At 47.5% G+C, this 15,462-nt stretch carries 16 protein-coding genes; 12 read left to right on the top strand and 4 right to left on the bottom strand.

What is annotated here, in order from left to right; all coding sequences use genetic code 11:
* Positions 1-89 precede the first annotated feature (89 nt).
* Entirely contained in the window at positions 90-3,476 is a 3,387-nt protein-coding gene (locus KNO96_RS02175) for a dynamin family protein (RefSeq protein WP_214702046.1), read from the bottom strand.
* Positions 3,477-3,492: 16 nt separating this feature from the next.
* Positions 3,493-4,113 (bottom strand): NAD(P)-dependent oxidoreductase, encoded by a 621-nt coding sequence (locus KNO96_RS02170; RefSeq protein ID WP_214702044.1) that lies wholly within the window; start codon positions 4,111-4,113, stop codon positions 3,493-3,495.
* A 175-nt stretch (positions 4,114-4,288) separates the two neighbouring features.
* Here KNO96_RS02170 and KNO96_RS02165 point away from each other — a divergent pair, with 175 nt between their 5' ends.
* From KNO96_RS02165 to KNO96_RS02145, 5 genes are all read left to right on the top strand, one after another.
* Positions 4,289-5,380 (top strand): FUSC family protein, encoded by a 1,092-nt coding sequence (locus tag KNO96_RS02165; RefSeq protein WP_026825989.1) that lies wholly within the window; start codon positions 4,289-4,291, stop codon positions 5,378-5,380.
* Positions 5,381-5,632: 252 nt separating this feature from the next.
* A complete protein-coding gene (locus KNO96_RS02160; RefSeq protein ID WP_214702042.1) occupies positions 5,633-6,100 on the top strand; it encodes a hypothetical protein in 468 nt (155 codons plus the stop codon).
* A 137-nt stretch (positions 6,101-6,237) separates the two neighbouring features.
* On the top strand, positions 6,238-6,438 hold the full coding sequence (locus KNO96_RS02155) for a WGR domain-containing protein (protein WP_214702040.1): 201 nt from the start codon (positions 6,238-6,240) through the stop codon (positions 6,436-6,438).
* Positions 6,439-6,546: 108 nt separating this feature from the next.
* Positions 6,547-7,074 carry a PH domain-containing protein gene (locus tag KNO96_RS02150; protein WP_214702037.1) on the top strand — a complete coding sequence of 176 codons (528 nt, stop codon included), beginning with the start codon at positions 6,547-6,549 and terminating at the stop codon, positions 7,072-7,074.
* Complete coding sequence (locus tag KNO96_RS02145) at positions 7,071-8,570, top strand: PH domain-containing protein (protein ID WP_214702036.1); 1,500 nt, start codon at positions 7,071-7,073, stop codon at positions 8,568-8,570. Before KNO96_RS02150 ends, KNO96_RS02145 begins: the two co-directional genes overlap by 4 nt.
* A 212-nt stretch (positions 8,571-8,782) precedes the next feature.
* Here KNO96_RS02145 and KNO96_RS14395 read toward each other — a convergent pair whose 3' ends face one another.
* Complete coding sequence (locus KNO96_RS14395) at positions 8,783-8,905, bottom strand: hypothetical protein (protein WP_255349577.1); 123 nt, start codon at positions 8,903-8,905, stop codon at positions 8,783-8,785.
* Positions 8,906-9,187: 282 nt separating this feature from the next.
* Here KNO96_RS14395 and KNO96_RS02140 point away from each other — a divergent pair, with 282 nt between their 5' ends.
* The 4 genes from KNO96_RS02140 (at position 9,188) to KNO96_RS02130 (ending at position 11,456) form a co-directional block, all read left to right on the top strand.
* On the top strand, positions 9,188-10,450 hold the full coding sequence (locus KNO96_RS02140; RefSeq protein WP_214702034.1) for an NCS2 family permease: 1,263 nt from the start codon (positions 9,188-9,190) through the stop codon (positions 10,448-10,450).
* A gap of 109 nt (positions 10,451-10,559) precedes the next feature.
* A complete protein-coding gene (locus tag KNO96_RS14320; protein ID WP_251125015.1) occupies positions 10,560-10,823 on the top strand; it encodes a DinB family protein in 264 nt (87 codons plus the stop codon).
* Positions 10,804-10,968: a hypothetical protein gene (locus KNO96_RS14315; RefSeq protein WP_251125016.1), complete on the top strand. Its 165-nt coding sequence runs from the start codon at positions 10,804-10,806 to the stop codon at positions 10,966-10,968. Before KNO96_RS14320 ends, KNO96_RS14315 begins: the two co-directional genes overlap by 20 nt.
* 53 nt (positions 10,969-11,021) lie before the next feature.
* Positions 11,022-11,456, top strand: coding sequence for a DUF3916 domain-containing protein (locus tag KNO96_RS02130; RefSeq protein ID WP_214702032.1), 435 nt, complete (start codon positions 11,022-11,024; stop codon positions 11,454-11,456).
* Positions 11,457-11,839: 383 nt separating this feature from the next.
* Here KNO96_RS02130 and KNO96_RS02125 read toward each other — a convergent pair whose 3' ends face one another.
* A complete protein-coding gene (locus KNO96_RS02125) occupies positions 11,840-12,550 on the bottom strand; it encodes a GntR family transcriptional regulator (RefSeq protein ID WP_214702030.1) in 711 nt (236 codons plus the stop codon).
* A 136-nt stretch (positions 12,551-12,686) separates the two neighbouring features.
* On the opposite strand from KNO96_RS02125, the gene bglA reads away from it, so the two are divergent.
* From bglA to KNO96_RS02110, 3 genes are all read left to right on the top strand, one after another.
* Positions 12,687-14,123, top strand: coding sequence for a 6-phospho-beta-glucosidase (bglA, locus tag KNO96_RS02120; RefSeq protein WP_214702029.1), 1,437 nt, complete (start codon positions 12,687-12,689; stop codon positions 14,121-14,123).
* Between the two features lie 92 nt (positions 14,124-14,215).
* Positions 14,216-15,034 (top strand): MBL fold metallo-hydrolase, encoded by an 819-nt coding sequence (locus KNO96_RS02115; RefSeq protein ID WP_214702028.1) that lies wholly within the window; start codon positions 14,216-14,218, stop codon positions 15,032-15,034.
* A 69-nt stretch (positions 15,035-15,103) separates the two neighbouring features.
* A complete protein-coding gene (locus KNO96_RS02110; protein ID WP_214702027.1) occupies positions 15,104-15,427 on the top strand; it encodes an ArsR/SmtB family transcription factor in 324 nt (107 codons plus the stop codon).
* Positions 15,428-15,462 lie beyond the last annotated feature (35 nt).

Below are 15,462 nucleotides of genomic sequence, written 5' to 3'. Positions count from 1 at the left end.
TTCTTTGTTCAAATAGAGATACCTTAGAAACAATCCCAATACAATCGTCATGACGACGGCAGGGATGAGTCCAATTAGAAGTAGTGTGTTCATACCGTTTCCTTTCTGAGTGACTTGAGTCGTTCATGCATCTCATCAAAAGAATGGCTGTCCGTTAACAACCTGAGCTCTGCATCGGCAAGTACCGTCACTTGAGTCGACCATTCTCGTTCAATCTCGATTTCGGATTTCTTGATTTCTACGTTGGCCCGCTCAACTTGCTTCGTATGAATCGTTTCAAGACGCGACCGAATCATATTGCGAAGAAGTGAGGTCAACTCATCTTTCAGTTGCGTCCGACCGTCTCCCTCGAAAAATTGACTCGCGTTCTTATAGCGCTTCAATACCGACTGATAAGGTGGTGTCTCGAGATGAATCGGTTCGACAGCCTCTCTTAGCCATGCCACGTCGAGTTCACAATCGAATTCGAGCGTCGGAAGGAGAGATGCTTGACGTTCGGTCAACCGTTCGACCAAGGCGACGAACTCGCGTTTAACGTATCGCTCCAACCGATACTGAAATACTTGAAGCTCTTGTTGGATGTCATAGGCGTATTTATCGAGCGTACGTCCAAGGGCACGCTCTAAGCTCTTCCTTGAGCCATCGACCTCGACCGGATGAAATGTCTCTTTGACGAAGTCTGAGAGGCGAAGGAGTGATCGCGTCTCGAGGTGGGCGAGGAGTTCTTTCGCTTCCCGGTCAAATAGGTCGATGAGAGCTGACACATCGAGTGCCGGCGGGTTCTCGAATAAAGCAATCAATTGCTTTTGACGATGTTCTTTCGCCGACGCGTCCTCTTTCGCTTCTTTCAATACACGATCAAATGCAGCGAGTAGCGCTGTCGTTTCTTCCTGGATACGCATCGCGTTCGCGAGACGAAGGTCTTTGTCGACATAGCGTTCAAGCGTCGAGACGAATTGATCGAATCCTGCGTCATCCCCCTGCATGGCGTTTCGGCTTGAAATTGGAAGGACGGTCGGTCTACGGACACCGAGCGCGGTCAACTGTTGTGAGACATAGTTTGTGACCGCATTCCGCTCCTCAGCATCTGTCGCAAGATCGGAGGCGTTCACAAGGAAGAACATCTCGTGATCTCCCGTCCCTTGGACACGACCGAGCTGGATGACGAGCTCCCGGTCCGCTTCCGTGAACGCATGATTATAATACGTGACGAACAAGACAGCATCCGCGTCACGCATGTAGCCGAACTGTACCTCGCTGTGTCGGTTGAACTGTGAATCGGCTCCAGGTGTGTCGACGAAGACGATGCCGCGTCGCGCCCACGATGAGTCGAGGTACAGTTCAATTTCTTTCACGATACAGCTTTTCTCTTCTTGTGCGACGAACGCGCAGAACGTGTTATAGTCAACGATTTCCATTTGTCCGAGATAATCGAGCGGTGCCGCTTTTACCGCGTTGACGAACGGGTGGTCGACATCGAGTGAGGCGAGGGAAGTCCCATAATCTTGCAGCTCACCCTCAAGTTCATCTCGTGATTTGAAGGTGATCATCGCCGTTCGATTCGTCCGACCGTTCGGCGGAACAATCTTAGTAATCGATGCCGTCAATGGGTTCGGTGAGGTCGGTAGAACTGTCTCCCCGAGAAGGGCATTGAGGGTTGAAGATTTTCCGGCCGAAAACGCACCGAAGATGGCGAACGTGTATTGTTCATGCTTCGCACGCTCGATTTTCTTGCGTAATGTCGAGACACGGGAGCGGAACAATGGATGATTCTCTAATATTTCACATACCGCATTTTCATAAGAAAAATTAAAATCAAATAAGTCATAATCATCTTCTAAAAACGATGTCGATGCAACCTCTGATTCAACAACATTCGACTGTTTTTTAGGGAGGTACGTCGCGTCGACATAGTTTCGAACTGCCAACTGATTCACTTGATTCGAATCAAGTTGGAACTCCTCATATTTTCGAATCGAGTCCAAACGGTTGGAAAGACGAATCCGTAACGCTTCCGTATCGAGCGCTTCATACAACTCATCTTCTTCAGCTGAAAATAGTTCCAAGCGCGTGTCGACTTCAGCTTTCATGTACGTATCCGTCGAATGGACCCAAGGTTCTGATACTTTCGTCACCCATGTCGCCAGGGCCGTCTCGATGTCACGGCTGAACTGTAATACCGTGTCACCGCTGAGTGATGCGCCGGACTTCACTTGTTCAGTGATGAGTGAGCTCGGTGCAATCGGGAGGACATCGCCTTTCGGAAGGAGTGTCTCTGGAAGTTTCAAATCTCGGATGATGTCTTCCGCGTACTTCACGAGGTGCGGTCGTAAGCTCATATCAATCAGACGGTTGAACTCTTTAACCACCACTTCCTCACGACGAGCTCGTTCCTGCTTCGTCTTTTCTTTCGAGAACAAAAGTCCGACCTTGAAAGAAGGAGAACAACTCTCGAGATAAGAACGTAGCAACTCACGGAACTCATAAGTCATGATCGGTGCACTTTCGACGATTGGTGCCTGATGTTTGAAGAATTCGCGACGGAATGAGGTCCACCATGCCCGTTTCTTTTCAAGGCGATGTAGACGTGACTGCATTTCCTTCGGGCTCTTTTCATAAGTTGGCAATTGGTCCAACATCGATTGAATCGATGTTTCGTTGCGGCGGACTAGCGTATGAATCAATGCATCCGCATGCTTGACTTGCTGCTGTCTCGAGTCCGTGATGACTTGTCGCACATACGACCGCAAGCGCTCGACTTCGTTATGTGGATGCTTCAAATCACGAAGTGAGATGTAGAATGTGTCATTTGGTATGATGTCATGATGACGGAATGCTTTTGTCAATGACGCCTTGAAGTCCACAAAGGAAAGCTCATCCTCATCATGCTTGTCGATTTGGTTAATGATGATGGAGTAGGGACGTCCTTCCCGGCTAAATTGTTTCATTAGTCCGATGTTTTGTTCCGATTGGACATGGTTGTAGTCCATCATGAAGAACAAGTGATCGGCCAAGAAGAGCGAGCGCTCCGTCGCTTGGCGATGTCGTTCATCCGTTGAGTCAATCCCTGGCGTATCCATCAACACGACGTGTTCATCAAATGGGAATCGGTCAATCGTATACTCGACTTCCTTGATTTCCTCGACTTTGCAATAGTCACTAATATTTGATAGGGAAGAAGGGTCTAATGAAATCCAGTCCGTATCATTGATTGCGACGGATGCCGCTGATTCGCCACCTCGTAATGTGACGATATTCGCACTCGACGGAATCGGACTTGTCGGAAGGAATCCGTCCTCTAGCCAGTCGTTGAGCAATGTCGACTTCCCGGCTGAGAAGTGACCACAGACGGCAATCCAGACTTCTTCATTTGTTACTTTTTGTAGGGCGGTCCGGGCGAGTCGTGCAGCGTCCGTCATCTCCTCTTGTTCAAACGTCAAAGCGAGCCGTGCCAATTGTTCTTGTTGTTCGTGCATGTTTCCCATCCCCTAATTATGATTCCGTCGTGATGCCGACACGATGTCCGACATAGTCATCGTCCGTTAAACAAGCCACCACCAAATCGGCAACGTCATCTCTCGAAATTGGACCTGAATGTTTAGTCCCCAATACCTCTTTTGACACGATGAGTTCACCGATAGATTGCTCATCGATCAGTTGAGTCGGACAGATGACTGTGAAGGCCAATCCGGAATCTCGTAATAACTCGTAAGCCCGAGCGTGATCTTCTGCTGCAGTTGTCGTTGAGCGTTTCGATTCGCTCGTTTCAAAGCGGTAATTATCGCTGTCATGTGCCTGCAAGATGCCTGCGGTCCCGACCGTGATGATGCGGGACAAATCAAACTGTCGCATCGCTTCAACGACGAGTGGTGTGAATGTAGACAATACACTTTGTTTGTCCGTCCCTAACGCCGAGATGACGACGTCTGCAGATCGAACCGTTTCAATGACAGCCTCTCGGTCGGTCGCATCTCCTAGAATTTCATCGATCCCTTCATTGGAACCTAGCGACTGTCTTGTTAGAAGTGTGACGCGATGTCCCTTTTCGAGTAGGCGTTCAAGCACCCGTTCCCCTGTACGGCCACTTCCGCCGAATAAAGCAATTGTTGACAAGTAAACCCCTCCCCATCAAGATGAAAGAAATATTCAACGCCATCATAACACGGAAGCGTTCACAAAACTGCCTGAAATGGTTCGATTCTGCTTGAAAAGAATGTGGTACGTTTTAGAATTGAAGAAGAAGGCAAAAAATACATATGACAGCTGTAAGAGAGGAAGGCACCACTACATGAAATTTGGGGCTAGAACTATTAAGACCGGACTATCGGTTGCAATCGTCTTACTGATTGCCGAGGCGTTTCAATTCCAACAAATCGTCGTCCCGGCACTCGCTGCGTCACTGGCACTTCTGCCGTCTGTCTATCAGACTGGGCTTCGCCTAATCGAGGAGATGAAAGGGAATCTCATCGGAGCATTGCTTGCGGTCGGTTCCTTGCTACTGACTCCGAATCCGACACCGATTGCAATCGGATTCGTCATCATCATCGCCATCTCCATCCTTCTCTTTTTAAATTTAGAATCGACGACGCGCACCGTTATCTTGACGACGATTCTAATCATGGAAGGGGCAAGTCAGTCCGATATGCCGGTATGGGTGTTTGCGGGCGAACGTTACTTACTCATCATGATGGGGATTACGGTTGCGTTAATCGTAAACGCACTTTTGTTCCCACCTCGGTATGAACGGAAACTCGAAGCACAAGTAACCGATGTCTTTCAAATGGTCGTCCGAATCGCGCGTTTGTTTGCTGAAACGGAAGGCGGTCGTTCATCATTCGAGTCGCTACCTGAAACGAAGAAGTTGCACAGTGACTCAAAGCAAACATATGCTTATTTTGAAGAAGAAATTAAAGCGAATCGCTGGCTTGAGAAGAAGACGCCGATTTTCCGACGAGCCGTTATTAAATCTAAGATGATTGAGACGAACCGGGCTGCACTCCATGTCATCGAGAAACTTGATCATGACTTCCATACAATCGAACAACTCCCCCCGCAACTAAGCGAAGAGTTGTATCGCCATATTCGTCACTTGTTACGTCGACATGAGCGTCTGTTTTCAGCCTATGAACTCGAGAACGAACATCTCATCGACAGGGAAGAGGATCTCATCCATGAGAACTTTGACTTTGCGAAACTGATGATTGAGAGAATGAGAGAAGAAGAGGAAGAACTCATTCTCATTGTTGTGCCACTCGTGGCGACGATGACCGACTGGGTCAAGGCAATGAATGAACTCGAACGCTATCTTGTAACTGAAATGAAGAAACATGGGGACAACTTAAAAGTGGAACCACGTAAGAAATGGTTTTTCGAGGATTAAGGGACGAGCAAGCCATCAAGAAAATTACAACCACCATTTCATAAGACCATGAATGAGTGCACAGAATCGAGTGTACCTTCGTGGTTTTTTGTAGTGATTTTTTCTTGATTATCAGTCTATTACAAAGGGTGAATAGCTACTATAAAACAATGAGTTTACAACAATGCATTTGGTAATAAACGTAAATTATGTTAGTCTAGAGAAATCATTGACAACGTTGCCTTTATGACTTGATTTTGAAGGGGGATGCCTATGAACAGGATTTTAGTAACACTCTTCCTGATGACCGCCATAATGATGTCTTTGATTGGTTGTGGTGCGACATCCTCTACTGAAGAAATTGATCCTCGACCAGTTATCTCATTTGATGCCGGAACCATTCTCGCAGATGCTCAAAATCATCAAATAAAAATGTTAATGTTATCAAGTTTACCGATGGATACGGTAGACGTGGCAGGGGCAGTCGAAGAGCTAGAAGGATTCAAAGCAGAAAATGATATATACCTTGATGAACTGAATGGATTGAAACAGAAGGAAGCGACTTCTGAAGACTATAAAATGTTACTCATGGAATATCTTCAAGAAGAAAATGACTACATCGACAAAACGATTGAAGCCGTATACGCCAAAGATCTTTCTCGACCGAGTCGATTTTCAATGGAAACACTCTATGCGAGAGCGAACGAAAAAATCGCACGATTCCGCTACGAGCCGAAGTAAAGCTATTATCCATCATCACACTCGAGAGAAATTACGAAATACGAAGGAAACGAACCGATTAAAAGGTTCGTTTTTTCTGATTCATCCGAGGTACAATCATCTTACTCCATAAAACTTTAGGACGGGAGGGGATTTGAATGATCAAACGGTCGTTTGAGCAGGTTACGAAGTATTGGAACATCTTAGTTGATGGCGATGAGTATGCTGTAAACTACGGAAAAATAGGGACGATTGGAAAGGTACAAGTAAAGTCTTTTGAGTCAGATTTAGCGTGTATGAAAGAGGCAGAGAACCTCATTCGTCAAAAGTTGAGAAGTAGAGGATCAGTCTATATTTGATGAGTTATATGAACGCTTAAGTACATTCCCGACCGAATCCTGAAACTTTTCGAGAAGAAACACGTATACAATAGAGACAGATACATATGAACGATAGGGGGATTCACCATGTCAGAAACAACACCGACATCAGAAGAAGGTGTCACACCACAACGAATCAGCGGAACGCTTCCGATCGAGGCACGGGCGGTCTTTCGATTATCGAGCGCGATTTTTTATATCATCGGTCTCCTCATCACTGGAGCTCTCGTTGTCGCATCATACTGGTTCGACTGGCCGACTTGGCTACAGATTGGCTTTATCGTGCTGCTTGTCATCGATGTCGTCTATAGCTTGATTGATATCATCTGGTTCCAAAAGTGGAAACAGGAACGATTCACGTATGATGTCCAGCCACTTGAGATCCGGATTCATCATGGGATCATCACGACACATGACGTACTCATCCCGATGACGAAGGTCCAATATGTTCATGCGGAACAAGGACCGCTTCTACGTAAATACGGGTTACAGACCATCACCATCGGAACAGCGGCCGGTTCTCACGAAATCTATGCGATTGAAGAGTCATTCGCGAAAACACTCCGTGAGCAGATTGCCATCTATGCACGTATTGAAGAGGAGGATGTCGTATGACCGAGACCGCGTTAACATGGCATCGACTCCCGAGTCGCGTTTTGGTGCTGCGTATTCTCGAAGTCATCAAGTCGTTCGCCATTCCAATCGTCTTACTCTTTGTGCTTAACAACGACTGGGAATCGACTTTCGGCATCATCATCCGAGTCGGCATCCTACTCTTTCTATTACTCGACATTGTCCAAAAGTTCTTTGGGTGGTTAAACTTCCGATATGCACTCGATGAAAAGACCGTCTATGTCATCGAAGGGAACTGGTTGAAAAAAGAAAAGTCGCTTCCGCTTTATAAAATTCAAAGCGTCCATTCCAACAGCCCGTTCCTCTATCGATTGCTTGGTGTCGTGGAATTGACGTTCGATACGAATGCCAACAGTGACGATGCATCATTCAAACTGGCTGGTGTCTTTCCGACCGAAGCCAAACGACTTGAAGAGATTCTCGAGCAAGTTCGTCATCGGAAACAGAATGCACAAACCGAAGGCGATTCTGAAGAGTCGGATGCGACACCTGAACAGTCAGAGCCGTTACCAAGCCGTCTGTTATACGCCTTGTCGACGCGCGAAATCGTGTTGGCTTCCGTCACATCGCTCTCTGTCTTCGCCATCTTCCCTGTCGCCTCGACAATCATCTCGTCGATTGACGACTTCATCAACTTGGATGGGGCGTTCAATCAGGTCGAAGATTATGTCATCCGTGCGTCCATCATCGTCATCGGTCTTCTCGTCATCGGGGTGTTGATGCTATCGGTCGTGATCGGCATGGTCATCAACTTCTTGAAGTATGGGAACTTCCGGCTCGAGCGGAGAGGCGAGCGCATTCGTGTCGAAAAAGGATTGTTGAACCGGAGTGCGAAAGAGATCCCATATGAGAAGATTCAAGCGATTCGCATCAAGGAGACGTTCATCCGTCGCTGGTTCCACATCGTCGGAGTCGAACTCGTGGCAGCAGGGACGATGGATGAATTGAAGGACGAGTCGTCGACGATTCTCCCGTTCGTGCGGCGTGACCGGGCGATGCGCGTCCTACGTGAACACTTTGCGTATTTCACATGGTCGGATGAATTGCATCGACTCCCGAGACGGGCGTTAGGAATCAAACTACTACGAATCAGCTGGTTCGGCTTCATCCTATCAGGACTCGTGCTCTACTTCTTCCGAGATTACGCATGGTGGCTCCTCCTGTTATGGACCATTATCATCGGAGGACGCGTGCTCAGTTACGTCACAACTAAGTATGTCCGCAAAGATCAATTCATTCAGTTACGGACTGGAGCATTCAACGTCCAATCGTTCTTGACGGACAAACCGCGAATCGAACAGATTCAATTGAAGCAATCGCTCTTGCAACGTCGGTTCGGACTTTGTACGGTTCAATTCTCGACTCGAGGAGGATTCTTGTCCATCGAGACAATTGACGACATTCCAAAAGAAGAAGCGGACGAGATGCTCGTCTGGTTCTCTCGTTATAACGAACTCAAAGAAAAACGCTCAGGATAAAGTTTCCTGAGCGTTTGAATTATTTGTGATTTTCGTGTCAAATGATGTTTCTCTTACTGAAAACGCGGATAAAGTATGGTATGATGCAAGTAGAAAGAGACCGGTGCTCGACACACCGACCTCTGGCTTACAGGCTCCCACTTTAAGAGTGGTCCCAGCCGCCACAATGGTTAGTGAATCAGAAAGTGACCCATCTCATTGCGCCGAGGGGGTCATTTTTTTGTGCGTTCAGACGTTGCACGATCGGATGTTCGGTGAATCACCAAGTGAACGATGATCGGAGCGAGGATTGGGATCATGACATAATCTCCAACCCAGGTCCAAAGTTGTTCCATCCGCACCACCGCCTTCCTCCATTGTGGACTTGGCGGCTGACCCCACTATTGCTGCGTTAACCTGCCCCTTCATTATAACAGATTTGTTCGTAAAATGACGTTAAAAATAAGAACAAACGTTCTTGTTTTTCAAAATGAATCTTTTGATGGAATTGGTCTCATGAATGGGTCCAAAGAAGGAATTGAGTCGAATCGCTCTTGCTTGTTAGATGTCTGACAGGATATAATCAATTTCGTGTGTATACACGGGTGGGTGAGGGTGCCAATAAAGGATTGATTCCTATGGCAAAACAAACAGAATGGAAAACAGAAACATACGGGGGCGTGCTGAACTTCCTGGCGACAGCATACATCCCGGCCGTGCATGCGGCAATTTTGACACAAGCCGGACTCCCGTTCGAAGGGGCGCTCGTCGGAGCGATTTTGACAAGCATCATCGGGACGTTGATTGCGGGATTCTTCAATCTTCCGCTGCTCTTGTTACCGGGGATGGGGATTAACGCGCTCTTCACGTACACGCTCGTCTTGCAGATGGACTTGAGCTGGCAAAGTGCGCTCGCCGTCTCGTTCGTCTCAGGTTTACTCGTCGTATTGTTGACGGTGACCAAAGTGGCGAGGAAATTGGCGAACGCCTTTCCACCAATCATTCATGACGGATTGACGGTCGGTCTCGGCCTCTTCCTCATCTTGATTGGTCTCGAGGCGGCTGGAATCGTCTCAGGCGGGGGTGGGGCATTGCTCCACATCGGTGACCTCGGTGAGCGTAACGTCCAGGTGGCCTTTTTATCACTCTTCGTCGCCATCTTGCTGTTCTTGAAGATGGGACCGAGCAGCTTCCTTTGGACGATCGGTTTCGGTGTCGGACTTAGTGCCGTGATGGGAACACTAGAATGGACGGGAAGCTTCGCATTGACACCATTCTTCGAGTCATTCGGCACGGTATTCGGAAACATCTCGTTCGCGGAATCTGCGTCTCCTCTCTTCTTGGTCGCGGTCGGTGTACTGACGCTCGTCTTGTTGATTGAAAACATCAGCTTGATCCAGAATCAGACACGGGCAATCGGCAAAGAAGAAGAGGCGCCGAAAGGTCTCGTCGCACAAGGTTTGTCGACGATGGCCGGGGCCATGTTCGGGTCAAGCCCAACTGTCTCAACAGTCGAAGTGGCTGCCGGGATCTCGGTCGGTGCACGAGGCGGGATTGCTTCATTCGTCACGTCTGGATTGTATGTGGTATCGCTCATATTGTTACCACTCTTTGCAATCATCCCTGTGACGGCGATTGCACCGGTGTTGATTATCATCGGCATGATGATGTTCCAAAACGTGAAGCATTTGCCTCTCGATAACTGGGAGCATGCCTTCCCGGCAATTCTCGTCATCATCATGATTCCGTTCACGTATTCCATCGTCGATGGGATCGGTCTCGGGTTCATCGCATACACGATGATTGTTTTGTTCAAGAAGGGCTACCGGTCACTCAGTCCGGTCGTCGGTGTCTTGACCGTATTGTTCTTAGTTTTCTTCTCATTACCAGTCTGGTTATAGAGATACGCACGGCATCGTTCATGACGAACGGTGCCGTTTTTTTGATGATTCTCAATGGATGGTTCATGCTATAATCGCTGTAATTTGAAGAAAACGGGGAGGGGATTTGATGCAAGTCCTTCAAGAATTCGCATCGTACACAGAATGGCTCAAGTCGTTAGAAAAGCTAAGTGAATCTGATTGGACTAAACAGATCGACTCTGAGAAGTGGTCCATAAAGCAAATCATCTTACATATCGTCCATTGGGACAATCATCTGTTGAATGTCATTATCCCATCGGTGAAGAACGGGGAAGGAATGATATTCCCTGACTTTGACTCGTTTAACGCGCGGGCGACGAACGCTCGTCACGATGATCGAGTCCTTAAGTGAAGAGGCGCTGACTTATAAAACGACAGCGAATGGCGTCTCACATGATCCGCATCAAGGTGTCCCATATTCACTATATGTGATTATCGGAGAATTCATCGAGCATGACCGACACCATATGAAGCAAGTCGAGTCGATCCTGAAATAAGACAACGGAAAGTGCGAGGTCTGAAACGGAAATTAAGTCGTCTTCAGCGAAATATGCAAAGGACCCATCATGATTTTCCAACTGAGTTTCATAATGGTTATTGGAATACCAAGATTCCGGTCGAACAAACCTTTTTACTGGATATTCAACACAATGCCCAAATCAAACAGACAATCATTCATACTCTGCTCGATCAAGCGACGCGTCTAACGAAACAACGCGTGGATGAACGAATGCGAGTCGTCGTGCTGCTAGATCTTCCTACACTTTGGAACTCTGAGCTTCTCGTGTTTCAAGATGAAGAGGTGTTACAAACGTTCATGCGGCGTGATTCATCCCATCAAAAATGGATCCCGATTTCTCATGAGAAAACGTTTATGAATAAATGGGACATTTGTAGTGATCAAGATATTCGCGTGTATGGATTTGAAGAATGGTTGTTCGACGAAGAAGATGAAGGTAGAGAATTGTGGATGCTCGTTCAATGAACGGGCATTTTTCTTTTGTCTAAAAATATCTGAATATTCCGTTAAAGAGCATGGTAAAATCCTTTTAATTCCACGACAAACTCTCGAAGAATTTGAAACTGTTCGGAATCTATTCCGGTGATGAGGGATATGCCACTTATGAAAACGGTGATCGCGTCTATAGTGTTCAAGTCATCTTTTACACCCATTCATTCTCAGGAGAAATCGCTCAATTGACAGACGAAAGTCACGAACATCGATTTTTCTCAAGAGAAAACCTACCACGATTACATCAACATCAACGTCGGTTCATTGACGATTGGGTCGAACAAGTCAATCTCCCGGTCGTGAAGTGATATTCATCTCGCGACAAACAACCCCTCATGCACGCATGAGGGGTTTCTTCACATATACGGTCCGTTCGCCTGAATGACGAACTGCGAATGTGCGTAGTGGTGGGTGATCCGTGAATAGTCGAAAGGCTTCCCGTTCGTCAGATGAAAGATCGTTTCGATGCGAAGCGTTGGATCATTTTCTTGCAATCCGAGGTGGCCCGCTTCCACGTCCGTCAATCGCCCGACCTGTAGATACATGTCAGAAAAACCAATTGTGACAGCGAGCGCACTTTGGACATAATCGAAAATAGAGTCGCCCACAATCTCGCGATTCAAATAAGGGACGATGGCTTTTACATAATACGATTCTTCATGACAAAGCACTTCCCCGTCCACATATCTTACCCGTTCGACCCGGTACACATCGTCAGTCGCGTTTATTCCGAGATTTTCCGCAACCGTAGCGTCTGGCTTCACGACGGACACATCAATCACATCAGACGTCAAGACGCGGTCTCCGAGATTGCTCTTGAACCCTTGGGTCGAGAAGAGGCTCATATAGCCAGGTCGATTATGTCGTCTGACGAAAATGCCGCTTCCACGAAGTTGAAAGATGATGCCTTTTCGTTCGAGCAGTTCCAACGCTTTCGTGATGGTGCTCTTGCTCACTGCATATTGACTCATCATCTGCTCAAGGACAGGTAACTTATCGCCTTGTTTTAAATTCTGTTCGTTAATGTATTGTTCCATTTCATTCGCAATCTGTTGATATTTTAACATAGTCATTCCTCACTTTTTCGTCACTTATTTGATTATATCATGAAAAAACAAAACAGTTTAAGTGTATCGACCTTGTTAAATTGTACCGGCACAATTATACTTGACATGTATGATTCATCAGAAGGAGGAATAGAGGATGAAGACGTTACCAAAAGATTTTTTATGGGGAGGCGCGCTTGCCGCTCACCAATTCGAGGGTGGTTGGGACGCTGACGGAAAAGGACCGAGCGTCGTCGATGTCTTGACATCAGGCGCACACGGTGTCGCGCGTCGCATCACAGACAAGGTAGAGCCGAACGAGTTCTATCCAAACCATGAAGCGATCGATTTCTATCATCGTTATAAAGAAGATGTGGCGCTCTTCGCCGAGATGGGATTGAAATGCCTACGCACCTCGATTGGATGGAGCCGGATTTTCCCGAACGGGGATGACACGGAGCCGAACGAGGCGGGTCTCCAATTTTATGACGACTTGTTCGATGAGCTACTCAAACATGACATCGAACCGATCATCACACTCTCTCATTTCGAGATGCCGCTCCACCTTGCCCGTGAATACGGAGGATTCCGAAATCGTGAAGTCGTCGAGCATTTCGTCCGCTTTGCGGAGGTCTGCTTCGATCGCTACAAAAATAAGGTCAAATACTGGATGACGTTCAACGAGATCAACAACAAGATGGACGTCAACAACCCGCTTTTCTTATGGACGAATTCCGGTGTTCTTCTAGAGGAAGGGGAGAACGCCCGTGAAGTCATGTATCAGACGGGACACCACGAACTGATTGCGAGCGCCCTCGCCGTCGCCAAAGGGAAAGCCATTAATCCGAACTTCGAGATTGGGGCGATGGTCTCTCACGTTCCGATCTACCCGTATTCATCGAACCCGGACGACGTCATGCTCGCCGAAGAGATGATGCGCCAACGCTATTTCTTCCCGGACGTACAAGTACGTGGGTTCTATCCGAGTTACGCATTGAACGAGTTCGAGCGCGAAGGATACAACATTCCGATCCTTGAAGGGGACGAAGAGGTTTTACAGAACGGGAAAGTCGATTATCTCGGCTTTAGCTACTATATGTCGACGACCGTGAAGAGTGACGTCGTCGCGGACAACAGCGGAGATATCGTCAACGGTGGTCTGCCGAATGGTGTCGAGAATCCGTATATCCAGTCGAGTGACTGGGGCTGGGCCATCGATCCGGTCGGTCTCCGTTATGTGCTCAATCGTCTGTATGATCGCTATCAAATCCCGCTCTTCATCGTTGAGAACGGATTCGGTGCCGTTGATGAGATCGTCGATGGGAAGATTCATGACGCATCCCGAATCGATTATTTGAAGGCCCATATCGAACAATTGAAGCAAGCCGTCCTCTATGACGGGGTCGACTTGATTGGGTACACACCTTGGGGCATTATCGACATCGTCTCGTTCACGACAGGCGAGATGAAGAAGCGATACGGGATGATTTACGTCGACCGTGACAATGAAGGGAACGGATCGATGGAGCGGATGAAGAAAGACTCGTTCGACTGGTATAAGCGGGTCATCGCAACGAATGGGGAAGAACTATAAGTGAAACAAGGGGGCAAAGAACTGTGAAATGTCTGCAGGTCTTTGCTTTTTTTCGTTATAATATAAAAAACACGATACAGGAGGGAAGCCTTATGGAAGTGAAACAACATGGACCGGTGACGGCCGTTAGTGCCAAAGTAAAGAACGGTCCATTCGAAATGTCGATGTATGTGTATTACATCGATGGGATGATCATCGATACGGGGACGCGCACGATGCTCCCGGCTCTCCAATCGTTTTATGAGTCGGTCCCGATCGACCTTGTCAGTATCACACACCCTCACGAAGACCATATCGGAACCGCGGCCTGGCTTGAACGAACATACGGTGTTCCGATTTACATACGTGAATCCGCGTTGGAACTGTGCCGAACGGGACTAGACATCCCGGATTACCGGGCGCTCTTCTCCGGTGACCCGGAACCGTTTCAGCCAATCGCCTATCACGACAATCAGATCACGTCAGAACATCATACCTATCAGGTGATTCATACACCTGGTCATGAACCGAATCACGTCGTCTTATATGATGAGGAGAACGGTCGACTGTTTTCAGGCGATTTGTTCGTTCATCCGTATCCAAAGGTCATGATTCCAGAGGAGTCGGTCCCTGAACAGATTCGTTCGCTCAAGCGTGTCCTGTCCCTCGATTTTGAGGAAGTGTTCTGCCAGCATGCAGGGCGTCTAGAACAGGGTAAACAGGGTAGGGCGCAATTGACTAAAAAGCTTGACTACCTAGAACGCTTGACCGATGACGTGATCACGAAAACGGCTGCGGGCTATACGATTGACGATATCAACGCCCATCTCTTCCCTGATCCGTCGCCGCTCGTCCAAATCTCCAAGCGAGATTATGATTCTAGACATATGATTTCAAGTATTCTTCGAGAAGTGTACGAACAACTTCGTTGACAGAAGGCGGATCACCTAGTATTCTGAAGATATGATTAAACGTTTAAACTTTTAAACGGAGTGATGAATATGAAGCAACCAGATGCTACACCCGAAGTATCGCTTTCTTTATTTGAAGATGCGATCCCACTGTTCCAAGTATTAGCCGACGTCAATCGGCAACGCATCATCGTCGAGATCGCCAGACATGAGCGCTTGAACGTCAATCAGATTGATGAAAAGATCGAGTTGTCTCGACCGGCCATCTCGCATCATCTTAAACTGTTGCGACAAGCGGGTATCGTCTCATCCGAGAAAGTCGGGACAGAGAACTTTTACTTCCTGACGCTCGAGGACGCGGTCGGACTGCTGAAGGCACTGACACGAGCAATCGAAGACGAATGCATCCTTTGACCTTTCTTTTTGGAAACAGAGAGAAAGGCTTCTTT

It is taken from the genome of Exiguobacterium sp. s89, assembly GCF_018617735.1.
Classification (GTDB): Bacteria; Bacillota; Bacilli; order Exiguobacteriales; family Exiguobacteriaceae; genus Exiguobacterium; species Exiguobacterium marinum.
Note: the sequence above shows the minus strand (reverse complement) of the source record. Positions and strands in the feature narration are given on the sequence as shown.